This window comes from Acidovorax sp. FW305-C-20-28, from assembly GCF_058783375.1.
Window position 1 is genome coordinate 72,765 of record NZ_JBYSYM010000005.1, and the last position, 24,811, is coordinate 97,575.

The 24,811-nt window shown below is 66.5% G+C and carries 21 protein-coding genes and 1 pseudogene; 5 read left to right on the forward strand and 17 right to left on the reverse strand.

Annotation, left to right across the window (positions count from 1 at the left end; translation table 11 throughout):
- Positions 1-202 precede the first annotated feature (202 nt).
- The 8 genes from AC3WOH_RS08070 to AC3WOH_RS08105 form a co-directional block, all read right to left on the reverse strand.
- A complete protein-coding gene (locus AC3WOH_RS08070) occupies positions 203-967 on the reverse strand; it encodes a GntR family transcriptional regulator (RefSeq protein ID WP_492228839.1) in 765 nt (254 codons plus the stop codon).
- Positions 968-1,012: 45 nt separating this feature from the next.
- Positions 1,013-1,789, reverse strand: a complete 777-nt coding sequence (locus AC3WOH_RS08075; RefSeq protein WP_492228840.1) for an aspartate/glutamate racemase family protein — start codon at positions 1,787-1,789, stop codon at positions 1,013-1,015.
- A gap of 28 nt (positions 1,790-1,817) precedes the next feature.
- On the reverse strand, positions 1,818-3,311 hold the full coding sequence (locus tag AC3WOH_RS08080) for an NCS1 family nucleobase:cation symporter-1 (protein ID WP_492228841.1): 1,494 nt from the start codon (positions 3,309-3,311) through the stop codon (positions 1,818-1,820).
- A gap of 217 nt (positions 3,312-3,528) precedes the next feature.
- Positions 3,529-4,224: a GntR family transcriptional regulator gene (locus AC3WOH_RS08085; protein WP_492228842.1), complete on the reverse strand. Its 696-nt coding sequence runs from the start codon at positions 4,222-4,224 to the stop codon at positions 3,529-3,531.
- A gap of 14 nt (positions 4,225-4,238) precedes the next feature.
- Positions 4,239-6,080: a methyl-accepting chemotaxis protein gene (locus AC3WOH_RS08090; protein WP_492228843.1), complete on the reverse strand. Its 1,842-nt coding sequence runs from the start codon at positions 6,078-6,080 to the stop codon at positions 4,239-4,241.
- 131 nt (positions 6,081-6,211) lie between these two features.
- A complete protein-coding gene (locus AC3WOH_RS08095; protein ID WP_492228844.1) occupies positions 6,212-7,054 on the reverse strand; it encodes a transporter substrate-binding domain-containing protein in 843 nt (280 codons plus the stop codon).
- Positions 7,051-8,331 (reverse strand): C4-dicarboxylate transporter DctA, encoded by a 1,281-nt coding sequence (locus tag AC3WOH_RS08100; RefSeq protein WP_492228845.1) that lies wholly within the window; start codon positions 8,329-8,331, stop codon positions 7,051-7,053. Before AC3WOH_RS08100 ends, AC3WOH_RS08095 begins: the two co-directional genes overlap by 4 nt.
- A 296-nt stretch (positions 8,332-8,627) precedes the next feature.
- Positions 8,628-8,909: a hypothetical protein gene (locus AC3WOH_RS08105; protein ID WP_492228846.1), complete on the reverse strand. Its 282-nt coding sequence runs from the start codon at positions 8,907-8,909 to the stop codon at positions 8,628-8,630.
- 155 nt (positions 8,910-9,064) lie between these two features.
- On the opposite strand from AC3WOH_RS08105, the gene AC3WOH_RS08110 reads away from it, so the two are divergent.
- Positions 9,065-9,553 carry a YfbM family protein gene (locus AC3WOH_RS08110; protein WP_492228847.1) on the forward strand — a complete coding sequence of 163 codons (489 nt, stop codon included), beginning with the start codon at positions 9,065-9,067 and terminating at the stop codon, positions 9,551-9,553.
- Between the two features lie 144 nt (positions 9,554-9,697).
- Complete coding sequence (locus AC3WOH_RS08115) at positions 9,698-9,913, forward strand: hypothetical protein (RefSeq protein WP_492228848.1); 216 nt, start codon at positions 9,698-9,700, stop codon at positions 9,911-9,913.
- Between the two features lie 133 nt (positions 9,914-10,046).
- On the opposite strand, the pseudogene AC3WOH_RS08120 reads toward AC3WOH_RS08115, so the two are convergent.
- The 7 genes and pseudogenes from AC3WOH_RS08120 to AC3WOH_RS08150 form a co-directional block, all read right to left on the reverse strand.
- Positions 10,047-10,285: pseudogene (locus AC3WOH_RS08120) on the reverse strand (gamma-glutamyltransferase); the annotation flags it as partial.
- An 89-nt stretch (positions 10,286-10,374) separates the two neighbouring features.
- Complete coding sequence (locus AC3WOH_RS08125) at positions 10,375-12,000, reverse strand: PAS domain-containing protein (RefSeq protein WP_492228849.1); 1,626 nt, start codon at positions 11,998-12,000, stop codon at positions 10,375-10,377.
- 405 nt (positions 12,001-12,405) lie between these two features.
- Positions 12,406-14,208 carry a gamma-glutamyltransferase gene (ggt, locus tag AC3WOH_RS08130; protein ID WP_492228850.1) on the reverse strand — a complete coding sequence of 601 codons (1,803 nt, stop codon included), beginning with the start codon at positions 14,206-14,208 and terminating at the stop codon, positions 12,406-12,408.
- Between the two features lie 445 nt (positions 14,209-14,653).
- Positions 14,654-15,898, reverse strand: coding sequence for a M20 family metallopeptidase (locus AC3WOH_RS08135; RefSeq protein ID WP_492228851.1), 1,245 nt, complete (start codon positions 15,896-15,898; stop codon positions 14,654-14,656).
- Positions 15,895-17,679: a 2-oxo-4-hydroxy-4-carboxy-5-ureidoimidazoline decarboxylase gene (uraD, locus tag AC3WOH_RS08140; RefSeq protein ID WP_492228852.1), complete on the reverse strand. Its 1,785-nt coding sequence runs from the start codon at positions 17,677-17,679 to the stop codon at positions 15,895-15,897. The genes AC3WOH_RS08135 and uraD overlap by 4 nt, the downstream gene beginning before the upstream one ends.
- Before the next feature lie 5 nt (positions 17,680-17,684).
- Complete coding sequence (gene puuE / locus AC3WOH_RS08145) at positions 17,685-18,653, reverse strand: allantoinase PuuE (protein ID WP_492228853.1); 969 nt, start codon at positions 18,651-18,653, stop codon at positions 17,685-17,687.
- An 11-nt stretch (positions 18,654-18,664) separates the two neighbouring features.
- Positions 18,665-19,348, reverse strand: a complete 684-nt coding sequence (locus AC3WOH_RS08150; RefSeq protein ID WP_184856857.1) for a GntR family transcriptional regulator — start codon at positions 19,346-19,348, stop codon at positions 18,665-18,667.
- A 90-nt stretch (positions 19,349-19,438) separates the two neighbouring features.
- Between AC3WOH_RS08150 and uraH the strand changes: the two genes are divergently transcribed.
- The gene (gene uraH, locus AC3WOH_RS08155; RefSeq protein WP_184856856.1) at positions 19,439-19,789 is read left to right on the forward strand and encodes a hydroxyisourate hydrolase; all 351 of its coding nucleotides are present in this window, start codon (positions 19,439-19,441) and stop codon (positions 19,787-19,789) included.
- 6 nt (positions 19,790-19,795) lie between these two features.
- On the opposite strand, the gene AC3WOH_RS08160 is transcribed toward uraH, so the two are convergent.
- Positions 19,796-20,338 (reverse strand): energy transducer TonB, encoded by a 543-nt coding sequence (locus tag AC3WOH_RS08160; protein ID WP_492228854.1) that lies wholly within the window; start codon positions 20,336-20,338, stop codon positions 19,796-19,798.
- On the opposite strand from AC3WOH_RS08160, the gene xdhC reads away from it, so the two are divergent.
- Positions 20,337-21,224, forward strand: a complete 888-nt coding sequence (xdhC, locus tag AC3WOH_RS08165; protein ID WP_492228855.1) for a xanthine dehydrogenase accessory protein XdhC — start codon at positions 20,337-20,339, stop codon at positions 21,222-21,224. The two genes, AC3WOH_RS08160 and xdhC, sit on opposite strands and share 2 nt — an antisense overlap.
- A gap of 218 nt (positions 21,225-21,442) precedes the next feature.
- On the forward strand, positions 21,443-22,756 hold the full coding sequence (locus tag AC3WOH_RS08170) for a urate hydroxylase PuuD (protein WP_492228856.1): 1,314 nt from the start codon (positions 21,443-21,445) through the stop codon (positions 22,754-22,756).
- A 150-nt stretch (positions 22,757-22,906) separates the two neighbouring features.
- Here the strand turns inward: AC3WOH_RS08170 and AC3WOH_RS08175 are convergent, their stop codons facing one another.
- A complete protein-coding gene (locus AC3WOH_RS08175) occupies positions 22,907-24,763 on the reverse strand; it encodes an EAL domain-containing protein (protein ID WP_492228857.1) in 1,857 nt (618 codons plus the stop codon).
- Between the last annotated feature and the right edge of the window lie 48 nt (positions 24,764-24,811).

The following is a 24,811-nucleotide window of genomic DNA, read 5'->3' on the forward strand; positions in this document are numbered from 1 at the left end:
CCTAGGGCAGCGCAAAGCCAAGTCCATTGCGCGCCGCGCACCCTGCTTTGAGCGGTCTGCGTCGTTGCAAATGCTCGCCATAGCACCACTATGGCTGCGCTTAGCGCCTAGCAGCCCATCTCAAATCAGGGCACGCGCCATCGCAAAGACTTGGCTTTGCGCTACCCTTGAGTGGCAGGCGCTGTTGTCGTTGGGGGGAAGATCAGGCGAGTAAGGCCTTGACGAGGTCCAGTTGCCGGTCCGGCCGGCCGTTGTCCAGCGCCAGGTTGGCCTCGATGCGCTCCAGGTGCTCGGTCATGCTGGTCACGGCAGCGGCCACGTCGCCGGTCTTGCACAGCGCCAGGAAGTCCGCATGCTCCTCCGACGAGCAGTGCGGGTCGTTCGACGAGTCGTACAGCATGGCAATCAGCGAGCTGCGCGCCACCAGGTCGCGCACCAGCTGGGCCAGGGTCTGGTTGCCGGCGGCCTCGGCCAGCACCACGTGGAAGTCGCCCAGCAGCTTTTCGCGCACGCGGCCCGTGGTGGTGCTTTCGCGCAGCGCCGCCCGCTCGAAGCGGATGTGCTGCTCCAGCATCTGGTAGTCGGCCGGCGTGGCGCTGGCGATGAACAGGCGCACCACCTCGGCCTCCAGCACGCGGCGCACGCTGAACACCTCGCGCGCCTCCTGCACGCTGGGCCGGCTCACGAAGGCGCCCTTGTCGGGAATGATCTCGATCAGCTTGTCCTTGGACAGCATCACCAGCGCCGCGCGGATCTTGGTGCGGCTCACGGTGTAGACGCGGCCCAGCGCCTCCTCGCGCAGCCAGGTGCCCGGCGGCAGGCGCTTTTCGACAATGGCGGTGGCCAGGTCCTGGGCAATGCTCTCGGTGGAGGCCAGGCGCCCGTCCGCCGCCGCTTCGGGTGCGGGGTCGGCAGCAGGCGCCAGATCGGCGGGAAGGGCTTGGGGGCTCGTGCGGGCGCGGGGCATGGGTTGCGATTGTGGCCCGATTCGGCCAAGCCCTGTGATTGGCGTTCAGGCCGCGCGGGATATGCGCGCTGGCGGCACGGCTGTTACCGGCGCCAGCGCAAAGCCCGTCAACGCCCCGGCCATGGCCTTGGGCAGCGGGCGCGCCAGCTCGCCGTGCTTGCTGGTCCGCAGGCCCAGCAGCACCAGCGATTCCACCATCGAAGTGGCGGCCGCCACCCCGTCGATCACCGGCACGCCCAGCGCCTGCGAAATGTGCTCGCACAGGTCGGCCATGCCGGCGCAGCCCAGCACCAGGGTGTCGCAGCCGTCTTCGGCCAGGGCGCGGCGGCATTCGTCGGTGATGCGCTCGCGTGCGTTCGAGCCGGGCACCTCCAGCTCCAGCACCGGCAGCTCGCAGGCGCGCACATTGGCGCAAAAGCGCTGCATGCCGTAGATCTCGGCCAAGTGCCAGGCCTGGCCCATGGTGCGGCCCAGCGTGGTCACCACCGAGAAGCGCGAACCCACCATGCTGGCCAGGTGCATGGCCGCCTCGGCAATGCCCACCACCGGGCCGCGCGCCAGCTCGCGCGCGGGCTTCAGGCCCGGGTCGCCAAAGCAGGCGATCACATAGCCGTCCACCCCCTCGCGCTCGCCGGCTGCAATCTCCTGCAGCAGGCCGGGCACGGCCAGCGCCTCGTCGTAGTGGCTCTCGATGGAGGCCGGGCCCATGGCGGGGCTCACCGCCACCACCTCGGTGCCCGGCCGCGCCACGGCGCGCGCGCAGGCCCCGATCTTCTCGGTCATGCTCCAGGTGGTGTTGGGGTTGATGATCTTGATGCGCACGGCTCGGCTCTCTCTTTCTCGGTTGCTCTCAGTTTTTTCGGTTCAATGCCACGTAGATGATGAAACCCAGGCCCATGCCGATGAACCAGGCATAGTTGGCCGCGGGCCGCAGCGTGGGCACGATCACGCACAGGATGGGGATCAGCGCCGATGGCACCATGGTCCACACGGCGCGCGGGTTGTAGCCCTTGCTGTACCAGTAGGCGCCGCGGCTGCTCATGGTGTAGAGGGCATCCACGTCTACCTGCTGGCGGCGCACGATGTAGTAGTCGGCGATGAGAATGCCGAACAGCGGGCCGATGAACGAGCCCAGCACGTCCAGCGTGTAGTGGATCACCTCGGGGTTGGCATACAGGTTCCAGGGCGTGATGAAGATCGAGCCGACCGCAGCGATCATGCCGCCCGTGCGCCAGCTGATGTGCTGCGGCGCCACGTTGGAAAAATCAAACGCCGGCGACACGAAGTTGGCCACGATGTTGATGCCCACCGTGGCGATCATGAAGGTCAGCGCGCCCAGCACGACGGCCGTGGTGCTGTCGATCTTGCTCACGGTGTGCACCGGGTCGGTGATCAGCTCGCCAAACACCGGCAGCGTGGCCGCCGTGGTCACCACCGTCAGCAGCGAGAAGAACACGAAGTTCACCGGCAGGCCCCAGAAGTTGCCCTTCTTCACCGCGTCGAAATTCTTGCCGTAGCGCGAGAAGTCGCCAAAGTTCAGCATGGGCCCGCTGAAATAGCTCACCACCAGCGCAATGGCCGACAGCATCACCGGCAGCGCATCCCAACCCTGGAACTTGACGCCGCCCAGGTTCAGGTCGATGTTCTTCCAGCCCGCCTTCCACACCAGCCAGCCGCACAGCACGGCCATCACCACGTACACGGCCGGGCCTGCCCAGTCGATGAACTTGCGGATCGCCTCCATGCCGTGCCAGAACACCAGCGCCTGCAGCACCCACATCACCATGAACGCCACCCAGCCCAGGGTGGACAGCCCGGCAAAGCCGTGCTGCGCCACATCGGCATACGGCGCCAGGTGGGGAAAGAAGTGCAGCGCCAGCAGCAAAAATGCGCCCGACGCCAGGTAGGTCTGGATGCCGTACCACGCCACCGCGATCAGCCCGCGAATGATGGCCGGGATATTGGCCCCCAGCACCCCGAACGACGCCCGGCAGATCACCGGGTAGGGCGTGCCCGTCACCTGGCTGGGTTTGGCCACCAGGTTGCAGAAGAACTGCACGATCACGATGCCCACCAGCAGCGCCACCAGCACCTGCCAGCTCGACAGGCCCAGCGCGAACAGGCTGCCCGCCGTGATGTAGCCGCCCACGCTGTGCACGTCGGACATCCAGAACGCAAAGATGTTGTATTGGCCCCAGGTCTGGCGCTTCAGGGGCGCCAGGTCCTCATTGGTCAGGCGCGGGTCGTAGCCCGGCTTGATCAGGGCATTGCCATGGTGCGGCCCGGCGGGCTGCGCGCCTGCGGCTGCTATCGGTGTGCTGCTACTGCTGACGGCTGTGTTCACGGGTGTCTCCTCGTGTGGAAAAGGACGGTTTCCAGGCATCTACGGCCTGGTTGAAGTTTGCACCCTATATTTGTATACAAAAAATGGATGCAATAAAACACCGCCTGGGCGGGAAATTCCTGGGGTTTACCCGCGGTACCTGTGGGGCGCGCAAAACAAAGCCGCCCGGGCCTTGGCGGCCGGGGCGGCTATGGAGAAGAAGGGAAGGGGCGGGCGCTCAGCCGTCCGTGCCCGAGCGTGTGCTTTGCGCCAGCGGGCTCAGCGAATCGCGCAGCCTATCTCGCACCAGCGGCTGGTCCGGGTTCAGGGCCGACTCCACATGCCCGATGTGCGCCAGCAGCCGCTCGCGCGCCAGGGCCGTATCGCCGGCCTCCAGCGCTTCCACAATGGCTTCATGCTCCGCGCACGACTGGCTGGCCTCGTGCCGTGATTGGTACAGCGATGCCGCCAACGTGGTGCGCGCCGTCAGGTCGCGCAGGATGTCGCTCAGGCTGCGGTGGCCCATGCTCTCGGCCAGGCACACGTGGAAATCGGCCAGCAAGAAGGCGCGCGTGGCCGCATCCGCCCCCTCGATGGCCTGCTGCTCCTCGGCAATGTGGGCGCGCAGCCGCGGCGTCACCGCCTGCAGCGGCCGCCCCGCGTCGGCCAGGATGCCCGACTCGATGATGCGCCGGGCCGAGAACGCGTCGCGCGCATCCTCCACCGAAGGCTCCACCACATACCAGCCCCTGCGCGGGCGCACCTCGACAAAGCCGCGCGCCTGCAGCTGCATCAGCGCCTCGCGCACCAGGGTGCGGCTCACGCCGAACAGGTCGGCCAGCTCCTGCTCGCCCAGGCGCTCGCCGGGCGCGAGTTTCTGGGCCAGGATGGATTCGACCACCTGCTGTGCGATCTGGGTCTGGCTGGTGCTCATGGGCGGGGTCTTTGTCAGTAGTGCGGAGCCGGCAGGCGGGCCCGGGTATGCGCGGGGGCTGTTTCGAGGGTAAAGCCCGCCACCGTGCGCGAGAGATGGTGGGCCTGGTCGTTGAGCACCGCCGATGCGGCGGTCGATTCCTCGACCAAGGCCGCATTTTGCTGCGTCGCGCGGTCCATTTCCGCAACGGCCTGGTTGATCTGCCCGATGCCGGCACTCTGTTCGGTCATGGAGCCGTTGATCTCACCCACGATCTGGGCCACGCGCTGGATGCTCTGCACGATCTCTTCCATGGTCTGGCCGGCCGCACGCACGCGCTGCGTGCCCGTGGCCACGCTGGCACCGGAGCTGTTGATCAGCTCGCGCACCTCGCGCGCTGCGGTGGCGCTGCGGTGCGCCAGGCTGCGCACTTCGCTGGCCACCACGGCAAAGCCCCGGCCGTTTTCGCCCGCGCGGGCCGCCTCCACCGCGGCGTTGAGCGCCAGGATATTGGTCTGGAAGGCGATGGAGTCGATCACGCCGATGATCTCGCCGATGCGGGCCGAGGCACTGGAGATCTCGTCCATGGTGCTCACCGCGCTGGCCACCACCTCGCCGCCGCGCGTGGCCGAGGTGCTGGCCGCACGCGCCAGCTGCGCCGCCTGTGCGGCCGAATCGGCCGAATGCTGCACCGTGGCCGTGAGCTGAGACAGCGAGGCCGACGTCTCCTGCAGGTTGCTGGCCGAGGTCTCGGTGCGGTGCGACAGGTCGTGGTTGCCGGCCTTGATCTCGTCGGTGGCCGTCTTCATCGATTCCACGCCCTGGCGCACGTCCAGCAGTACCGAACCGATCTTGTCCACGAAGGCGTTGAACGACGAGGCGATCTGCGCCACCTCGTCGCGCCCGGTCACGGGCAGGCGGTGGCTCAGGTCGCCCCCGCCGGAGCCGATTTCATCCATCGCATCGCGCACCTGCGACAGCCGCCGGAACGACTGCGCCGTGAGCAGCGCGCAGGCACCCGCCGCCGCCAGGGCCAGCATCACCGTGGCGATGGCCGAGGTGCGCAGCACGCTGGCCAGGCCCGCCGTGGCCTCGGCCTTGTCCAGCGCCACCACCAGGTACCAGTCCGTGCCCGGCACGGGCAGGGCGCGCAGCAGCTTGGCTGCGCCGGACAGCTCCACCTCCAGCGCGCGCGTGGCCCCCGCCAGCGATGCCACCACCGCCGGCGTGAGCGCGGGCGACAGCTCTGCCGCGGGCTTGAGCATGCGCTGTGCGTCGGGGTGGGCCAGCACCAGCCCGTCCTTGTCGATCACCAGGCCCAGGCTGCTGGGCGTAGGGTGCACGGCGGCCACCACGTCCTGCACGCCCTTGAGCGGCACGGCCCCGCTCACCGCGCCCTGCGCCGCCCCGTCGCGCAGGATGGGTGCTGCGAAAGATACGAAAGGCTCGCCTGTGGATGCATCGCCGTACGGCTTGGTGACCACCAGCTTGCCGGCCGCCACCGCGCTCTGGTACCAGGGGCGTGCCGTGGGGTCGTAGGTGGGCGGCGTGGTGGAACTGCTCGACACCCAGCGCTTGTCCTGCCAGCCTGCCGTGGTCACCGGAAAGCCGTTGGCCTTGTTCATCAGCAGCACGATGCTGCGCGGGTCGCCGGGCTCCACGGCGGCGGCCGTGGCCTGCACGGCCTGGGCCTTGCCGGCCACCCATTTTTCGATGGCCAGCGTATTGCCCGAGGCAATGGCCGCCAGGTTGTCCTCGATGGTCTGCAGCGTGGCCGAGCGCACGATCGAATAGGTAGCCGCCCCCGTCAGTGCCAGGGCGGCCGTGACCGCAACGGTGGTGATGAGCAGGATGCGGGTGCGAAGGGAGGTGATCATGGGGAGTGCCTCGGGTGGTGGAGGGGAGGCTGGCCTGGATTCATCCAGGCCGGGAAAAGAAGGGGAGTGCCTGCGGATTGGGATTCCACCGGCCACCCAACGGCGCTATATCGGTTGAAGGCCCATCCGTCTCAGCCCTTGCCCTCGCGGAACATGTCGGGCGACAGGCTGTGCTTGAACCACTGCATGGCGTTGACCATCAGCGCCTGCGACGACCGGGCTTGCACCAGGAAGGCGTCCACCCGCGCCAGCAGGCGCGGCTCGCGCTTGCGCACGCCGATGTGGCAGGGACTTTGCCGCAGCACCACCAGGCGGCGCACGCGCTCGCGCATGGCGGTGTCGGGGATCGACTCGGCAACCACATTGCCCGCCGCAAAGGCGTCGATGGTGTGGCGCACATAGGCATCGAGCAGCGGGGCCGAGCTGTCGAACAGCACGGCCGTGGTCTGCGGTACCTGGGCCTTGAGCTCGGCCTCTTCCAGGCTGCCGCGCACCACGCCCACGCGCCGCCCCTTGAGTGCGGCAGCATCGGCCGTGCCCGCGGGGCCCTCGCCAAACACTCCGATGTAGGTGGGCGCGTAGGCGCTGGAAAAGTCGATCTCTTTCTCGCGCTCGGCCGTCTTGCCCAGGCTGGCGATGATGATGTCCACCCGGTCCTCGAGCAGGGCGGCCATGCGCTCGCCGCTGGCCACGGGCACGGTCTTCAGGCTCACCCGCAGGTCGGCCGCCAGCATGCGTGCCACGGCAATGTCAAAGCCGTCGAGCACGCCATTGCGCGTGAAGCCAAACGGCGGGAAATCCTGCGGCACCGCCACGCGCAGCACCTTGCTGCGCAGGATGCGGTCCAACTGGTCCGCAGGCGCTGCGGCGCCCTGTGCCAGGGCGGATCCGCCCCAGCCCAGACCGGCAGCGGCGGCAGCACCCTTGAGCACCAGCAGCCTGCGCGTCAGTGAATGGTGCGGCTGCACGCTCATTCCTTCAGCGATTCCACGGCCTTGCCGTCCAGCACCGCATGCGCGCGCTCGCGGTCGATGTCACCCTCCCATGCGGCAATTGCCACCGTGGCCACGCAGTTGCCGATCAGGTTGCCCAGGGCGCGGGCAATGCCCATGAACCAGTCCACCGACAGCACCAGCACCAGGCCAATGGCAGGGATGGCCGGAATCGCCTGCAGCGTGGCCGCCAGCACCACGATGGCCGAGCCCGGCACGCCGTGTGCGCCCTTGGATGTGACCAGCGAAATCGCCAGAATCGTCAGCAGATCCGCCATCGAGATCGGCGTGTTGGTCGCCTGCGCAATGAACACCGCCGCCAGCGTGATGTAGATCGAAAACGCGTCCAGGTTGAACGAATAACCCGTGGGGATCACCAGCCCCACTGTCGAATCGCGAATGCCCATGTGCTTGAGCTTGGCCATGATCTGCGGCAGCACGCTGTCCGACGAGGTGGTGGCAAACACCACCGCCAGCTCTTCGCGCAGGTAGCGCAGCAGCTTGAACAGGCTGAAGCCCGACACCCGCATGATCGTGCCCAACACCACCACCACAAAGATGACCACCGCCGCATAGAACAGCACCACCAACATGCCCAGCTGCTTGAGCGAGCCGATGCCGTACTTGCCCACCGTGAAGGCAATGGCACCCAGCACGCCCAGCGGCGCCAGCTTGATGATGATGCCCATGGTCTTGAACAGCACATGCGACAGGTCTTCGATCAGCACCGTGACCCGCGCCCCGCGCTCACCCAGCATGGCCAGCGCACAGCCGAACACGATGGAGAACAGCAGCACCTGCAGCACATCGCCATTGGCAAACGCGCTGACGGCCGTGTTGGGGATCAGCTTGAGCAAGAACTCCGTGAACCCCCCGCCCGTGAGCTTGCCCGCGTTTTCCACATAGGCGCCCATGGCCTTGGGGTCCAGCGCCTTGGGGTCCACATTCATGCCCACGCCGGGCTGGAACACAAAGGCCAGCACCAGCCCCAGCACCAGCGCAATCGTGGTTACCACCTCGAAGTAGATCAGCGACTTCACCCCCACCCGGCCCACCCGCTTCAGATCCCCCGTGCCCGCGATGCCATGCACAACCACACAGAACACGATCAGCGGGATCAGCATCTTGATCAGCTTGATGAAGCCATCGCCCAGGGGCTTGAGGGCTACGGCGGTATCGGGCCATACCAGGCCCACCACCACGCCAAGGATCACGGCCAGGACGACCTGGCCGAACAGGGATTTGAAAAACCGGGGCATGCCTATGTCTCCTTCAGTTCAGCTGTCTTGCAAGCAAATCTTGCATACAAGAACTGTAGGCAAGTTGGGGCTTGGGCGTATGAGGGTATGCCCGGGGGCGGCGTAGCCAATGCGAAAGGTCAATCCAGAAGCGGTGGTCTGGAACAGCGGTGCCCGCCACGGAGGAAAAATGTTGGCACTCACTTTTGCAGGAGCGCCAAGTGCCTAACGATGCCGTGCCGGCCAAAAACCAGCTTCAGCATCGCCAATTGGGGACCTGCTGTTGGCTCGTATTGGCAGGGCACGACGACGCGTGTTCAAGCTCTTGGAATGGGAGCGATCCATGAACCCACCACGAATACCAGCACCGAAGTCCAGCCCATAAAGGCAGCGGAGTAGCAAATGAATGGCGTTCTGTGCCGGGCTGCTTCAGGGGAGAAATAGCGGTTGTTAAAGAAGATCATCGGACCCAACAGGGGGGCCCACCAAGGATGCTTCATTCCGCGCTGCAAGGGAATGAAGTGGCGAATGGCCATCGCCAGAAAGAACAGCGGCGGACCAAAGGCAATGACCGAAATTCCCAGAACGAGGAAGTCCATGCGTGAGCGGCTTCAGGATCTTGTGGGCGAGTAATAGTGCGTAACGCACCCAGAGGGCCGCGAGTTTAGACCGCAGACTGAGAGTTGCCAGCTGTCAATTGTGCCGGCATGTCTTTTTCATCGAACCCATTTCAAAGAAAGAAGGGACTTGCTCCATGGGTATGGTGACCTGTTTCGCCTCGGTGTCTCCCGAGGATCTCCGCCGCTTCCAGTCCAATCCGTCCGAATTGCAGGAATACCTGCACTCCGAAACCAGCGATCCCCCGGACTGGTTCGACGTGGACAAAACCTGGCATGCCATCCACTACATGCTGTGCGGTGAACCCTACGAAGGCGAAGAGCCCGGTGTGCTGGTCATCATGGGTGGTACGGAGTTGGGCGATGACGAGAACTATGGCCCGGCACGCTACCTGACCCCCGAGCAAGTCCGCGAAGTGGCCCGTTTCCTGGACGGCTTGCCTCCGAAGGAATTCGCCAAGCGCTATGCCCCTGCCGCGATGGATGCGGCGGACATCTACCCCAGGATCTGGGTGCGCGATGGTGCGCAGGGATTGGAGTACATCCTCATGCACTACGAGCCGCTCAGGGACTACTACCGCGACATGGCTGCGAAGGGGCGCGGAGTGTTCCACTGGGTTTCCTGATTTCGCCCGCCAGCAGCAGCGGCGCTGGCGGCATGCAGGCAAGGCCATGCAGCGATTGCGCCGGGCGGCCCTCAGGGCCACCCAGCTCACTCCGGCATTCAGTCAGAATGCAGCCATGCCTTTGAATGGCGAAGGATGATCTGAATGCCAAGCAGCAAAGAACCTGACCCGCTTGAGACCGTGGTGCGCTTTGTATGTGGCGCCTTGGCCGGCGCAATCGTGGGCTTCTGGACGGGTCTTCGAATCGAGCTTTCCAGCTTTCTGGCGCTGCTGGCCATCACCGGGGCTTTCTGTCTGGTGTTTGCGTTCTGCGCGGTCCGCTATGGCGATGACTTCTGGATCAGCCTGCTGAGGCGATGACGCGGACAGGGACGCAGCGCTGTACAAAAAAACAAAGAAAGGCAGCGCCTTGTGAGGGCCGCGACCTTTGTTCATTGGAGGCCTTTCGGCTGATGTATGGATCATTCAATGCCTGGCCTGCTGAGCGGGCCCGTCAGGTCATGCATCCATACCCCAACGTCTTCCCATCCGGATTGCGCGGATCCAAGTACCCATACACCGCGCCACAAGGCAGCTGAATCGTCTGCGTGCGCCCCATCGACGGCTTCACCGCGATGTTGTGGCCGCGCTGCTTGAGCAGTGCCAGGGTGTCGGGCGACAGGCCTATTTCACGTGTAGTTCGTCCGGCGCCCACTGGTGGTGCACACGCGGTGCGGCGGTGGCTTCGGCGGGGCAGGTTCATGTCCTGTCCGGACCACAAGGGGGCAAGTCAAACGAGCCATGCGTCAGCCAGCCGCGCAGGAAGTCGTCACTGGCCCCCTTTACTGAAACACGCACACGCCCAATGACTGGCTTTTGGCTTGGTACATTGCGGTGTCTGCGGCGCGCAGGTATTCGTCCACCGTCGCCAGCCTGGATGCACTGCTGACAAGTCCGATGCTCGCGCCACTGATCACGGTGTGTTCGCCGACCACATAAGGCGCTGCGAGGGCGGCGGCGATCTGTTGAGCGCGGTTGCTGGCTTCGGCGGGATCAATGGACTCCAACAGCACATTGAATTCGTCGCCACCCATGCGGGCGACCAGATCAACCGCCCGCACGCAGGATTCGAGCCGCCGCGCCACCAGCTGCAACAGCCGGTCGCCCACATGGTGCCCGTAGTTGTCATTGACGGCTTTGAACCCGTTGAGATCCAGCAGCAGCACGGCGAACATGGTGGCTCCATCGCGTGTTGTTGGCCCGCCATCACCATTCGCAGCCTCGTTCTGGTGCAGCGCCATGAGATTCGCGAGGCGATCGCGGAACAACGGCCGGCCGGGCAAGCTGGTGAGCGCATCGTAGGAACTGCCACGGTCAGCCAGATCGCTCAACGAGCCCGCCATGCGTACCGCAACGCCGTCTTCAAACTCGGCGAGTCCGCGCCAATTGACCCACACCAGCCGTCCAGCCGCGTGGAACGCGCGGAAATCCACCGAAAAGTTCGGGCTGTTTCCCGACAGATGCCTGCGGTAGGCCGCCTGCACGCGCACGCGATCTTCGGGATCGATGAGTTGCTCCAGAAAGCTCCAGCCACCGTCGTGTACATGATCGCCGCTACCCAGCCCGACGATCTGGTGAAAGCGCCCGGACACATGCAGGGCGTCAGTTCGCAAGTCCCAGTACCAGATGCCGTCATTGGATCCGAGGGTCGCCAGCGAATAGCGGTTTTCGGAGCGCAACAACTCAAGTTCGGTGTTCTTCTGCTGGGTGACGTCGATCATCAGGCCGATCATGCGGTTCGGCCGACCTGGCTCGACCACTGCGCGGCACAGGTCGCGCACCCACACGACCTTGCCCGACTTGGCAATCAACCGGTAGCTCATCTCGTAGGCATGGCTGTGCGTGGCGTTGTAGGCGGCATCGTCGATCACCAAGGCCGCCTCCAGGTCGTCGGGATGCACATGCGCTCGCCAGAAGCCCGGGTCGGCCCGCCACTCCTCGACGGAGTAGCCGAACAAGCGTTCGACCTGTGGGCTCAGAAAGGTATTGCCCACCCCGATTTCAGCCTCCCACACCACGCCGTCAATGGTTTCCAGCAAGCGCAGAAAGCGCTGGCGAATCTCCACCAGCACCTGCTCGGTGACCTCGGTGATCTCGATCAGGACGCCCTGGCGGCTGATCAAGCGCTCCGCAGCATCCGTCTCCGGGTGGAGTTGCAGACGTACCCAGCGATAGTCCGCGTCGACAAAGCGCAAGCGGAATACCGGCATGCCCGAGCGCATGGTGCCAATGTCGCCGGGATGCACAAATTCAAGCAGAGACCTGCCGAGCGCTGCCTCCACCGCATGGCCGGTGAGCGTTGTCCACGCCGGATTCAGGTAAGTGATCTCCCACAGCGCATCGGTCTGCACCACCGCCTCGGGTAGCAGTTGCAGCAATTTTGCGGACGGCGTGAGAGTGGCTGGCATGCAGGGCTGTCGCAAAAGGGGAGTCAGGTGAAGCCAACGGATAGGAAAATCAACCGCACCAGATCAAGTATGGCAGGGGTTTTGGGCAGGCTCGTGCCATAAACCACGAGTTGAAACCGTCAGTCTAAGTTATTGAGAAGTGGTCGGTAGCGCGGTACCAGTTGGATCGCGAAACGATATGGCAGCAGTACCTTCTCCAGCGCCACTCGGGCCGGGGTACGTCGAAGCGCCCTACAGTCGCTTCGCTGCATTCAGCGCGAGCACAAAAGAAGCCGGCCGGCACAAGCGCTACAAAGACAAAGGCCGCGCCCCTCACAGGGCGCGGCCTTTGTTCGTTGGTGCCTTGTCGGCTGAGCTATGGATCAACCATGACGGGCCTGCGGCGCGGGCCCGTCAGGCCATGCATCAATACCCCAACGTCTTCCCATCCGGATTGCGCGGATCCGAGTACCCGTACATCGCGCCACCGCGCAGCTGGATCGTCTGCGTGCGCCCCATCGACGGCTTCACCGCGATGTTGTGGCCGCGCTGCTTGAGCAGTGCCAGGGTGTCGGGCGACAAACCCTTTTCCACGCGCAACTCATCGGGCGTCCACTGGTGGTGCACGCGTGGTGCGGCGGCGGCTTCAGCGGGGTTCATGCCGAAGTCAATCGTGTTCACCACGGTCTGCAGCACCGTGGTGATGATGCGGGCGCCGCCGGGGCTGCCGGTCACCAGGGTGGGCTTGCCGTCTTTCAGCACCAGGGTGGGCGTCATGGACGACAGGGGGCGCTTCTTGGCTGCGACCGCGTTGGCGTCGCCGCCGACCAGGCCGTAGGCATTGGCCACGCCGGGCTTGGCCGAGAAGTCGTCCATCTCGTTGTTGAGCAGAATGCCGGTGCCCTTGGCGACGATGCCGCTGCCGAAGTTGGTGTTCAGCGTGTAGGTCACGGCCACGGCGTTGCCGGCCTTGTCCACCACCGAGTAGTGGGTGGTCTGGTCGCTCTCATAGGGCTGGGGCTGGCCGGGCTTGATGCTCTTGCCGCTGCGCGCGGTGTTGGCGTCGATGCCCTTGGCCAGCGACTCGGCATAGCGCTTGGAGGTCAGGCCCTTCAGCGGGATCTTCACGAAGTCCGGGTCGCCCAGGTACTCGGAGCGGTCGGCGTACGCGAGCTTCATGCTCTCGGCCATGTAGTGGATGGTCTGCGCGCTGTTGGGGCCCCACTGGGCCAGGGGCAGGGGCTCCAGCATATTGAGGATCTGCACCAGGTGCGGGCCACCGGAGGAGGGTGGCGGCATGGTCACGATCTCATAGCCGCGGTAGGTGCCGCGCGTGGGCACGCGCTCGGCCACCTTGTACTCGCGCAGGTCCTGCAGTGTGATGGCGCCGGCGTGCGATGCCATTTCGGCGGCGATCTTCTGGGCGATCTCGCCTTCGTAGAACGCCTTGGCGCCTTGCTGGCCGATCAGGCGCATGGACTGGGCCAGGTCTTTCTGCACCAGCGCATCGCCCACCTTCAGGGGCTCGCCGTTCTTCCAGAAGATGGCCTGGGTGGCGGGCCACTTGCCCATGTTCTTCTTTTCCTGCTGCAGAATCTTGGCCAGCGTTTCGCTCACGGGGAAGCCCTTGTCCGCCAGCTCGATGGCCGGGGCGATCACGCGCGACAGGGGCAGGGTGCCCCAGCTCTTGAGCGCATGCTCCATGCCGGCCACGGTGCCGGGCACGCCCACGGCGTAGTGGGTGAACAGCGACTTGCCGTCGACCACATTGCCCTTGTCGTCCAGGTACATGTCGCGCGTGGCCTTGATGGGCGCCACCTCGCGGAAGTCCAGGGCCACGCTCTTGCCGGTCTTGGCGTCGTGCACCATCATGAACCCGCCGCCGCCCAGGTTGCCCGCATTGGGCAGGGCCACGGCCAGCGCAAAGCCGATGCCCACGGCTGCGTCCACCGCATTGCCACCGGCTTTCAGGATATCGAGGCCCACTTGCGAGGCCAGTTCCTGCTCGGTGGCTACCATGCCGTTGCGTGCCACCACGGGGTGGAACACATCCATGTCGAAGTCATAAGCGGCGCTGGCGGCTTGGGCCGCTGCCGTCTGCTGTACCGCGGCGACCGGCGCGGTGGCCGGCTTGGTCGTAACGGCCGGGGTGGTGCTGCCGCAAGCGGTCAGGCTGGCCAGGGCCAGCGCGACACTGCTGGCCAGCAGGGTATGGCGGATGCGGTTCATTGGTAGGTGCTCCTTGGTTATTGCTCTGTAGGATCTTTTGGAAGGCAGTGCCGCGAACCGGTACGCAATCGGTGCGCGAAATAGCCCAGAGTGAGTTTAGAGGGGGCCGGGCCGCTGGGGGGCCAGCGGGTCATGCCGATTGGGTATGCGCGCAGTGCATGGGCGTCATCCCCTGCCGGCAGGCAGGCACCCACGCAAGTTGCGGGCCGGGTGAATCGGTCGGGGATGGGGAGGTCATGGCTACGCAGTCCTGAAAGGCCAGGAAGAGTGGTGCAAGCCCATGACTCTAGATGTGTTGCGGAGCCCGAAAAAGGTCCACGGGGGCGCAATCTGATGGTGCCACGCAAGCACCCTTGCGGTTCGTCCGTCCACCGCCTGCGGTGGGCGGATAGGGGGCGGTTGTGGGGCCGGGCGTGTATGGCTTGCCCAGCCCCAAGGGGCGGGCTTACGCCAGCAAGTCCTTCAAGGTGCGCGCGATGACCTTGGTCGCACGGCGCAGGTCTTCCAGGTCCAGGCGCTCGTCGGCACGCTTGGCATGCGATTCGAGCACGGTGCGCGGGCCGGCGCCGTAGATCACGCCGGGAATGCCGCGCTCCACGTACAGGCGCACGTCGGTGTACAGGGGCGTGCCCACGGCGGGCACGGGCTCGCCCAGCAGTTCCTGCGCGTGCTTCTGGATCGCATCGACCAGCGGCTTGTTGCCGGCCAGCGGCGTCATGGCGTTGGCCAGCAGCAGGCGGCGGATCTCCACCGAGATGCCGGCGCGCTCGCCCGCAGCGGTTTCGATCACGCGGCGGATGTTGGCTTCCACCTCCACCGGGTTTTCTTCGGGGATCATGCGGCGGTCGAGCTTGAACGTTACCTTGCCGGGCACCACGTTGGTGTTGGTGCCGCCCTCGATGCGGCCCACGTTCAGGTAGGGGTGCTTGATGCCGGCCACGTTGGAGGTGACCTTCAAATACTCCTGGTTCTGCGCGTACAGCGCGTTCAGGATGTGCACGGCGCCCTGCAGCGCGTCCACGCCGGTATGGGGCACGGCGGCGTGCGCCATCTTGCCGTGCACCGTCACTTCCATCTGCAGGCAGCCGTTGTGGGCGGTGACCACTTCGTACGAGAAGCCGGCCGCGATCATCAAATCCGGCTTGGTCAGGCCCTTTTGCAGCAGCCAGCCGGGGCCCAGCTCGCCGCCGAATTCTTCGTCGTAGGTGAAGTGCAGTTCCACCGCGCCGGTGCTGGGCTTGGCCACGGCCTCCAGTGCGCGCACGGCGTACGTGAAGCTCGCGAAATCGCTCTTGCTCACGGCGGTGGCGCGGCCGTACATCTTGCCGTCCACGATCTCGGCGCCGTAGGGGTCGTGCGTCCAGCCCTCGCCGGGGGGCACCACGTCGCCGTGGGCGTTCAGGGCGATGGTGGGGCCCTTCTTGTCTGCACCGTACTGGCGGCGCACGATCAGGTTGGTGATGGACTCCATGCCGTAGGCCTGCACATCGGCCGCGGGCACGGCGTGCTTTTCGGCCTCGTAGCCAAAGTCCTTGAGCAGTTCGGCCGTGCGCTCGGCGTGGGGGGCGTTGTTGCCCGGCGGCGTGTCGGTGGGCACGCGCACCAGGGCCTGCAGGAACTGCACCTCTTCGTCGAAGTGCTGGTCGATCCACGCATCCAGTGCGCTGTAGTCGTTTTGTGGGGTGGTCATGCGGGGGTTTCCTCGGAGAGCTGTTGCAGCACGTGCGTGAAGGCGTCCACGGCCAGCTGCATGTCGTTGTTGGTGGTGGATTCGAGCGGGTTGTGGCTGATGCCGGAGTTCAGGCCGCGCACGAAGAGCATGGCCTGGGGCATGATCTCGTGCAGCTTCATCGCATCGTGCCCGGCGCCGCTGGGCATGCGGAACAGCGGCACGCCCTGGGCGTCCACTGCGCGTTCCCAGCGCTGCTGCCAGGCCGGGGCGCTGGGGGCAGCGGCGGCGCGCATGGATTCCTCCAGCGTGTAGCGCATGCCGCGCCGCTCGGCGATGCGGGCCAGCTCGGCCAGCACGTCCTTGGCCAGCGCGTCGCGCTGCGGGTCGTTGGGGGCGCGCAGGTCCAGGCTGAACTGGCAGCGGCCCGGCACCACGTTGATGGAGCCGCCGGGCACGTTCAGCAGGCCGATGGTGCCCACCGAGTCGCCGTCCTTCGCGGCGCGCTGCTCGATGTACAGGGCCAGCTCGGCCACGGCCACGGCGGCGTCGCGGCGGCGGTCCATGGGGGTGGTGCCGGCATGGCTGGCCATGCCGATCATCTCGCCCACGTAGCGCACGCCGCCGTTGATGGAGGTGACCACGCCCAGAGGCAGGTCCAGCTCGTTGAGCACCGGGCCCTGCTCGATGTGCACCTCGATGAAGCCCAGGTACTGCGCCGGGTCGCGCTGCAGCTTGGGGATGTCGTCAATGCACAGGCCGGCATGCTGCATGGCCTCGCGCATGGTCACGCCGTCGGCGTCCTTCTGGTCCAGCCAGGCGGGGTTGAAGTGGCCGATGAGCGCGCCCGACCCGAGGAAGGTGGCCTTGTAGCGCTGGCCTTCTTCCTCGGCAAAGCCGATCACCTCGATGCCGAAGGGCAGGCGCTTGCCGGCGCGGTGCAGCTCGCGCACGCAGGCCATGGGCACGAAGATGCCCAGCCGCCCGTCGTACTTGCCGCCGTTGCGCACCGTGTCGTAGTGCGAGCCGGTCATCAGGTATTTGGCCTGTGCGGCGCCGGGGACTGGGTGGTAGCGGCCCACCACGTTGCCCACGGCATCCACTTCGACCTCGTCAAACCCGCAGTCCCGCATCCAGTGGCTGATGCGCTGGGCGCAGGCGCGGTGCGCGTCGGTCAGGTAGGTGACGGTGAGCTGGCCCTTCTCGGCAAAGCCGGGGTCCGAGTGCTGGGCCAGGTTCTCCTGCCAGTCCCACACGTCGTTGCCCAGCACGGGCTCGGCGTCGAACTTGTCGTTCAGGCGGATCTCGGCGATGCGGTGGATGTTGCGCAGCGCCTCGGCGCGCTCGAAGTCGGGGTGGTTGTCCAGCCGGCGCGCAAAGGTGGCAATGATCTCCTGGCGTGGCAGGCCCGCGCCGCGCGGACCGCGCACCGCGAGGATGAAGGGGAAGCCGAAGCGCGCGTTGTAGTCCGCATTGAGCTGCTGGATGCGCGCGAACTCCTCGGGCGTGCACTGGGCCAAGCCGGCCTTGCTCTGCTCGTTGGTCGACTCGGCCGTGAGGCTGTTGGCCACCATGGCCTTGCCGGCCAGCTCGGGGTGGGCGCGGATCAGGGCCAGCTGCGCATCCTGCGGGGCATTGCGCACGGCCTGGGCCAGGGCATGGCGCAGGTGCGCCAGCGAACGGAAGGGGCGCTCTGCCAGCGCCTGCTCGGCAATCCAGGGCGAGTGCTCGTACACGCCGTCCAGCCACTGCAGGGCCTCGGCCGGGCTGGCCGCGTTGAGTTGGGTGATGGTGAGTGCCATGGTGGTCAGGCCTTGCTGGTGGCGGTGGTGTCGTTGAAGGGGTGCACCTGGGCCCAGTGGCGCGCAATGTCCACGCGGCGCGCCACCCACACCTTGTCGTGCCGGGCGATGTGGTCCAGGAAGCGCTGCAGCGCCGTGATGCGGCCGGGGCGGCCCAGCAGGCGGCAGTGCATGCCGATGCTCATCATCTTGGGCGCGTTGTCGCCGTCGGGGTCGCCTTCGGCGTACAGGGCGTCGAAGGTGTCCTTGAGGTACTGGAAGAACGGGTCGGCGTGCGAGTAGCCCTGGGGCAGGGCAAAGCGCATGTCGTTGCAGTCCAGCGTGTAGGGCACGATGAGCTGGGGCGCCACGCTGCCGTCGGTGCGCTGCACCTTCATCCAGAAGGGCAGGTCGTCGCCGTAGTAGTCGCTGTCGTATTCGAAGCCGCCGAAGTCGGCCACCAGGCGGTGGGTGTTGGGGCTGTCGCGCCCGGTGTACCAGCCGGTGGCGCGCTGGCCGGTCATGCGCTCGATGATGGCCATGGCCTCGGCCATGTGGGCGCGCTCCACTTCTTCGGGCACGTTCTGGTAGTGGATCCACTTGAGGCCGTGGCAGGCGATCTCATGGCCGGCCTGCACGAAGGCCTGGGTCAGCTCGGGGTGGCGCTGCAGCGCCGTCGATACGCCGAACACGGTGAGCGGCAGGCCGCGCTTGTCGAACTCGCGCAGGATGCGCCACACGCCGGCACGCGAGCCGTATTCGTAGATGCCCTCCATGCTCATGTGGCGCTCGGGGTAGCTGGCGGGGTTGAACATTTCCGAGAGGAATTGTTCGGAGCCTGCGTCGCCGTGCAGGGTGGCGTTCTCGCCGCCCTCTTCATAGTTGAGCACGAACTGCACGGCAATGCGCGCCTGGCCCGGCCACTGGGCGTGGGGCGTGTGGCGGCCATAGCCGACGAGGTCGCGGGGATAGGGATGGGTGGCGTCGTAGATCATGGTGTGTCTGCTCACGAAACGGAAGTCACGGGGGCAAGCGCCATGGCCAGGTCACTGGCAGGGCGCTTGCGGTCGAAGACCAGGCTGGCCTCGACGTGTTCGAGGTGCGATTGCATGAGCGCCACGGCCTGGTCCTCGTCGCGCGCAGCCAGCGCGGTGACGATCTCGCCGTGTTCTTCATGCGAATGTTCTGCGGCGCTGGCCGACTGGTACATCAGCGTGATCAGCGCGCAGCGCGAGATCAAATCGCCGAGCAGGTGGGCCAGCACCTCGTTGCCCATGAGCTCGGCCATGCGCACGTGGAAGTCGCCCAGCAGTTCGGTGCGGCTGCTGGCGTCGGCCGTGCCCATGGCGGCTTTTTCGCTGGCGACGTGGGCGCGCAGGGCCTTGATCTTGGCGGGCGTGACGCTGCGCACGAAGGCGCGGGTCATCTCGGTCTCGAGCATGCGGCGCACGGCGAACACCTGGCGCGCCTCTTCGACTGAGGGGGTGGAGACGAAGGCGCCGCGCGCGGGCTCCAGCGTGACCAGCTTGTTCTGGGCCATCTGGAACAGCGCCTGGCGCACCAGCGTGCGCGAAACGCCGAAATGGTCGGCCAGCTTCTGCTCGGCCAGCTTGGTGCCCGGCTGCAGGCGGTGTTCGACGATGGCGCGGGTCAACGCCTCGACGATGGCACTGGTGGATGAAGATTCCATGGCGACATGATAGGAGGATTGGCGAAAAGTGTATACACTTTTAGTCTACAGATTGCGTTTTTTACTTTCCCATCCTTCAGGAGAATCCCTATGGGCTTGAGCACTCACGTTCTGGACACCATGAATGGCTGCCCCGCCGCCGGCATGGAAGTGGCGCTGTTTTCCACCCATGGCGACGCCGCCACGCTGATCAAGCGCCTGGTGCTGAACCACGATGGGCGCACCGATGCGCCGCTGTTCGACAACGCCAGCCTGCGCGCCGGCACCTACCGGCTGCGTTTCGATGTGGCGGGGTATTTCAAGGCCCGGGGCGTGGAACTGCCCGAGCCGAACTTTTTGAACCAGGTGAGCCTGGACTTCGGCATTGCACACGAAGACCAGCACTACCACGTGCCCCTGCTGGTGAGCCCGTGGAGCTATTCCACCTACCGCGGTTCTTGACGGCTCTTAGAGCTGGCCTTCAGTGAGGGTATCGAGTTGGAACTTGCCGCTCTTGTCCCACAGCCAGGTCTCGGTGTAGGTCACCTTGCCCAGGCGCGTGGGCACCGGGTAGGGGGCCGCGGCGCGCACGGTGCGCTCGATCTCCTTGACCACCTCGGGCGCATGCCGCGGGGCGCGCAGCCAGTTCACGCGCGTGACCTTGCCGGTGCGGTCGATGTCCACCTCGATCACGCCGATGGCGTACAGCTGAGGGGGCAGCTTGCCCTTGAAGATGCGCTCGGCGTTCAGCCCATAGAGGTGGCTGGCACCGTCCTGCCGGTAGGCGCGGGGCGTGGCCGCTGCCGAGGGGCGGGCCGAGCCGGCAGCGGCCGGCACGGGGCCCTTGACGCCCTGGATATCGGTACTGGTAGGAGGGCGGCTCTCTGGCGTGGGCGCGGGTTCGGGCGCAGACTTGCAGGCAGCGATCAGGGCGGCACCAGCGGCCATGATGCCTGCCAGCAGCCAGTGGCGGCCTGTGCCGGGGCGGTGGTGGGGCGGGGTATCGGGCATGGCGGGCGGGTGTAACGAAAGGACGGCTGCAGTGGAGAACTTGCGTTTGTTGCTGGCAGGCCTTGCGGCCGAACCGGCATGTCTGGTGACCGTGGAGTCTACCCAAGGCTCGGTGCCGCGTGAATCGGGGGCGTGGATGGCCGTGTTCGCCCACAGGTTGGTGGGCACCATCGGTGGTGGCCACCTGGAGCACCAGGCCATTGCCGAGGCGCGCCGCCGCCTGGCCACCCCGGGCGCCGCCAACGACCCGGCGCCCATGCGCTTTGCCCTGGGCCCGGCGCTCGGCCAGTGCTGCGGGGGCGTGGTGTTCCTCGAATTCGAGCGCGTGGCCGCGCAGGACGCGCCCGCCCTGGCCCGGCGCCTCACGGCCGATTTGCACCCGGTGGCGCTGTTTGGCGGCGGCCATGTGGGCCACGCCCTGGCGCGCGTGCTGGCGCCGCTGCCCTTTGCGCTGACCTGGATCGACAGCCGCGACGGCATTTTTCCGGACGCCCCGCCGCCCAACGTGCACTGCGAGCATTCCGAGCCGGTGCAGATGGCCGTGCCCACCCTGGCACCGGGCTCGCGCGTGCTCATCATGAGCTTCAGCCACGCCGAGGACCTGGACGTGGTGGCCGCCTGCCTCAAGCGCCAGCGCGAGCGCGGCGACCTGCCCTTCATCGGCCTCATCGGCAGCAAGACCAAGTGGGCCACCTTCACCAGCCGGCTCACGGCGCGCGGCTTCAGCCCGCGCGAGCTGGCGCACGTGACCTGCCCCATCGGCGTGCCGGGCATCCCGGGCAAGGAGCCCGAGGTGATTGCGGTGGCCGTGGCGGCACAACTCTTGCAATCAGTGGCGGCAGTCCAGGTGGCGGCAATCCCACAGCAAGGGTATTCCCAGGCCTGATTCGATCACTGCAGGGCTGGAATTGAAAACAGTTTTTGCATACACTTTCACCCGGGACATGGTCGGCCGTTGCGGCACCGGTCCCATGGGTCGCAGCGGTGCCCCGGCAAGCCTGGCTTGCCATGGTGCGCGACCCCATCTTCTGCTCAGAGCGCCCGCAGTGGTGAGCAGGTTGTTCAGGCGGTGTGTCCCCCCACGCCGCCGAGGTTGAGAAAAAAATGGAACACTACCTTCTCGACTGGGCCAACCTGCTCTTGCGCTGGGTCCACGTCATCACTGCCATCGCCTGGGTTGGCTCCTCCTTCTACTTCGTCTTCCTGGACAGCAGCCTCACGCCGCCCGAGGACGAAGACCTCAAGAAGCAGGGCGTGAGCGGCGAGCTCTGGGCCGTGCACGGCGGCGGCTTCTACCACCCGGTCAAGTTCGCCGTCTCCCCGCCCGAGCTGCCCAAGCACCTGCACTGGTTCTATTGGGAAAGCTACAGCACCTGGCTCAGCGGCTTTGCGCTGTTCACCCTGTCCTATCTGTGGAGCGCGGGCACCTACCTGATCGACAAGTCGCGCATGGACTGGGCGCCGCCCGCGGCCATCGGCGCGGCGCTGGCCTTCCTGGTCGTGTTCTGGCTGCTGTACGACGGCATCTGCCGCATCTTCGGGCAGAAGAAGAACGGCGACGCCATCGTCGGCGGCCTGGTGCTGGTGCTGGTGTGCATCGCCTCCTGGCTGGCCTGCCATCTGTTCGCCGGGCGCGCGGCCTTTCTGCTGGTGGGCGCGATGATCGCCACCTCGATGAGCGCCAACGTGTTCTTCTGGATCATCCCCGGTCAGCGCACCGTGGTGCGCCAGATCCGTACCGGCCAGAACGTGGACCCGATCCACGGCAAGCGCGGCAAGCAGCGCAGTGTGCACAACACCTACTTCACGCTGCCAGTGATCTTTGCGATGCTGAGCAACCACTACAGCTTCACCTGGAGCCACCCGCAGAACTGGCTGGTGCTCATCATCATGATGTTCGCGGGCGCCGCCATCCGCCAGTTCTTCGTGATGCGCCACGGCTACAAGCTCGGCCGCAACCCCAATCCGCTGCCCTATGCCCTGGTGGGCGTGGTGGCCCTGCTGGGTGCCATCGTCTGGATGAAGCCCGCACCGGCACCCGAGCCCGTGGCCGCCGCCAAGCCGGCAGCGGTTGCGGCACCAGCGCCCGCGGCTTCCGCCGCGTCCCAGGCGGCACCTGCGACGGCTGCTGCAGCTGCTCCCGTTGCCGCGCCCGCTGCAGCCGGGGCTGGCAGCGACTTTGCCGCCGTGCAGACGGTGCTCGAACAGCGCTGCTACCTGTGCCATGGCGCCCAGGTGCAGATGAAGAACCTGCGCCTGGATTCGCCGGCCCTGGTCCAGCAGCATGCCCAGGCGGTCTACCAGCAGGCGGTGGTGCAAAAGCTCATGCCCATGAACAACGCCACGCAGATGACCGATGCCGAGCGCGCGCTCATCGGCCGCTGGTTCCAGGACGGCGCGAAAGTGACAACCCCCTGAGTCGCTTCGCGCCTTCCCCCTTCTCTCGAACCACTGCGTAGTTCGGGAAGGGGGACACCGCCAGCGCGGCGGTCGCTGGCCCAGGCCGTGCGCGTTTGATCGCTTCTGGGTTCAGACGTACAGAGTGGGGCGAAGAGGCAGATTCCCCGTTCACGCTGCGAGCACGCTCTGCAGTGCGCGCAGGGCGTTGTGGGCGCCGGACGGCTCGCCATGCAGCACCACGCCGCTGGCCGCCAGCTTGGCTTCGTGCTTGGCCATGGCGGCCAGGTTGGCCACCTCTTCGGCATGGCGGTGCACGCCGGGCTGGATGCGAACCGCCCCGATGGCCAGCGTGGTGCACGGAAAGAAGCGGCGCACGCCGTGGCGGTCTTCCGAGTGGATGCCGCCCAGGGCGCGGGCGCCGTCGTCGAACAGGGTGAGCGCCTCGCGCGCGAACTCGTCCACGATGTTCTTGCAGCGCTGCAGCCAGTTGCTGCTCTGGAAGATGAGCATGAAATCGTCGCCCCCCACATGGCCCACGAAGTCGCGTCGTGCATCGCAGTGCGTGGTCGCCAGGCGCGCCACCAGGCGGATCATCTGGTCGCCGCGCCAGTAGCCGTAGTGGTCGTTGAAGGGCTTGAAGTTGTTCAGGTCGGCATAGCAGGCCACGAACTCGGTACCGCTCTCCAGCAGGCGCTGCATGTGCATGCTGATGGGGATGTTGCCGGGCAGAAAGGTCAGCGGGTTGGCATGGCGCGCTGCCTCGATGCGTGTCTCGGTCACCGCGCGCACCAGCTGGTCGCCCGTGCCCAGGCCCACGTAGCGGCCGTTGTCGGTGACGATGTAGCCATCGCTCAGGTAGCGCTGGTCCTGTGAGGTGAGGATGCCCACGAGCTGGTCCACGTCGCAGTCGAGCTCCACCACGCGCGGCGTGTTGTTGGCAAAGCCGACGCAGGGCTTGCGCCCATGCACTTCGCGGAAGTACAGCGTGGCGTAGTGGTTCATGAACTGCTGGCGGTTGATCAGCGCCACCGGGCGCGTGCCGTTCACCACGGCCAGTGCGTGCAGGTCGGTGCGCTCCTGCAGCAGGGCGGCCACCTCGTCGTTGCTGGTGGCCGGTGTCACCGTGGGGGCCTGCAGCACCATCAGGCTGCGCAGAATGCCCGGGCGCGCGGTCTGGCCCAGGTGGGGCAGCACGGCCACGCGGCGGTCCTGCAGCACGTCGAGCGCGGGCCCGTCGATGGCCTCGCGCGGCGCGCGCGCGGGCCGGCCCAGCACCCAGCCCTGGCCGTAGGGAATGGCCAGGTCGCGCAGCGCGCGCAGGTCGTCGCGCGTCTCGATGCCCTCGGCGATCAGCGTGGTGCCGAACACGTCGGCAATGCCCTTGATGGCCTGCAGCATCTGCAGGTTCTCGGGGTGCTCGCTGATGTCGTGGATGAAATAGCGGTCGATCTTCACGAAGTCGGGCTTGACCTCGGACCACAGGCGCAGGCTGGAGCGGCCATCGCCGAAATCGTCGAGCGCCAGGCGCGCGCCGCAGGCATGCACCTCGCGGATGGCCTCGCGCAGCGCGGGCATGTCGGTCACGCGCTCGTGCTCGGTAATCTCCAGCACCAGCATGCGCGCGCTCACGCCGAAGCTGCGCACTGTCTCGCCCAGGCGGCCTTGGCCGAACAGGGCCACGGCGTGCACCAGCGCATCGGCGCTGATGTTCACGAACAGGCGGCCGGGGGCACCGTGGTCGCCCCAGTCCTGCAGCGCGGTGAAGACGCACACCAGCTCGAAATCCTGCAGCAGCTGCTCGTCGCGCGCCCGCTGCAGCAGCACATCGGGGGTGTGCAGCGCCGAGCCCTTGGGGCCGCGGATCAGCGCCTCATGGGCAAAGATGCTGCCTTCGCGCAAGTCTCCGAGCGGCTGGAACACGCAGTGCAGGCCACCATCCCGCATCAGCTGCGCCAGCGGCCCCGCGCCGAGCTGCGCGGCGGGCGACAGCAGCGCCAGCATGCGCTGGAGACGTTCGTGCTTCATGGTTGCAATTTGTCACTTCTAGGGGGTCCACCATACCGGCCGCTTGTG

Bases quoted from the DNA above. Each gene is read 5' to 3' on its own strand.
- xdhC (WP_492228855.1), top strand. From the start codon at position 20,337: ATGGCGGGCGGGTGTAACGAAAGGACGGCTGCAGTGGAGAACTTGCGT.
- uraH (WP_184856856.1), top strand. From the start codon at position 19,439: ATGGGCTTGAGCACTCACGTTCTGGACACCATGAATGGCTGCCCCGCC.
- AC3WOH_RS08090 (WP_492228843.1), bottom strand. From the start codon at position 6,080: ATGATCACCTCCCTTCGCACCCGCATCCTGCTCATCACCACCGTTGCG.
- uraD (WP_492228852.1), bottom strand. From the start codon at position 17,679: ATGGCACTCACCATCACCCAACTCAACGCGGCCAGCCCGGCCGAGGCC.
- AC3WOH_RS08160 (WP_492228854.1), bottom strand. From the start codon at position 20,338: ATGCCCGATACCCCGCCCCACCACCGCCCCGGCACAGGCCGCCACTGG.
- AC3WOH_RS08100 (WP_492228845.1), bottom strand. From the start codon at position 8,331: ATGCCCCGGTTTTTCAAATCCCTGTTCGGCCAGGTCGTCCTGGCCGTG.
- AC3WOH_RS08125 (WP_492228849.1), bottom strand. From the start codon at position 12,000: ATGCCAGCCACTCTCACGCCGTCCGCAAAATTGCTGCAACTGCTACCC.
- AC3WOH_RS08170 (WP_492228856.1), top strand. From the start codon at position 21,443: ATGGAACACTACCTTCTCGACTGGGCCAACCTGCTCTTGCGCTGGGTC.
- AC3WOH_RS08095 (WP_492228844.1), bottom strand. From the start codon at position 7,054: ATGAGCGTGCAGCCGCACCATTCACTGACGCGCAGGCTGCTGGTGCTC.
- AC3WOH_RS08110 (WP_492228847.1), top strand. From the start codon at position 9,065: ATGGGTATGGTGACCTGTTTCGCCTCGGTGTCTCCCGAGGATCTCCGC.
- AC3WOH_RS08070 (WP_492228839.1), bottom strand. From the start codon at position 967: ATGCCCCGCGCCCGCACGAGCCCCCAAGCCCTTCCCGCCGATCTGGCG.
- ggt (WP_492228850.1), bottom strand. From the start codon at position 14,208: ATGAACCGCATCCGCCATACCCTGCTGGCCAGCAGTGTCGCGCTGGCC.
- AC3WOH_RS08085 (WP_492228842.1), bottom strand. From the start codon at position 4,224: ATGAGCACCAGCCAGACCCAGATCGCACAGCAGGTGGTCGAATCCATC.
- AC3WOH_RS08175 (WP_492228857.1), bottom strand. From the start codon at position 24,763: ATGAAGCACGAACGTCTCCAGCGCATGCTGGCGCTGCTGTCGCCCGCC.
- AC3WOH_RS08150 (WP_184856857.1), bottom strand. From the start codon at position 19,348: ATGGAATCTTCATCCACCAGTGCCATCGTCGAGGCGTTGACCCGCGCC.
- AC3WOH_RS08135 (WP_492228851.1), bottom strand. From the start codon at position 15,898: ATGACCACCCCACAAAACGACTACAGCGCACTGGATGCGTGGATCGAC.
- AC3WOH_RS08105 (WP_492228846.1), bottom strand. From the start codon at position 8,909: ATGGACTTCCTCGTTCTGGGAATTTCGGTCATTGCCTTTGGTCCGCCG.
- AC3WOH_RS08115 (WP_492228848.1), top strand. From the start codon at position 9,698: ATGCCAAGCAGCAAAGAACCTGACCCGCTTGAGACCGTGGTGCGCTTT.
- puuE (WP_492228853.1), bottom strand. From the start codon at position 18,653: ATGATCTACGACGCCACCCATCCCTATCCCCGCGACCTCGTCGGCTAT.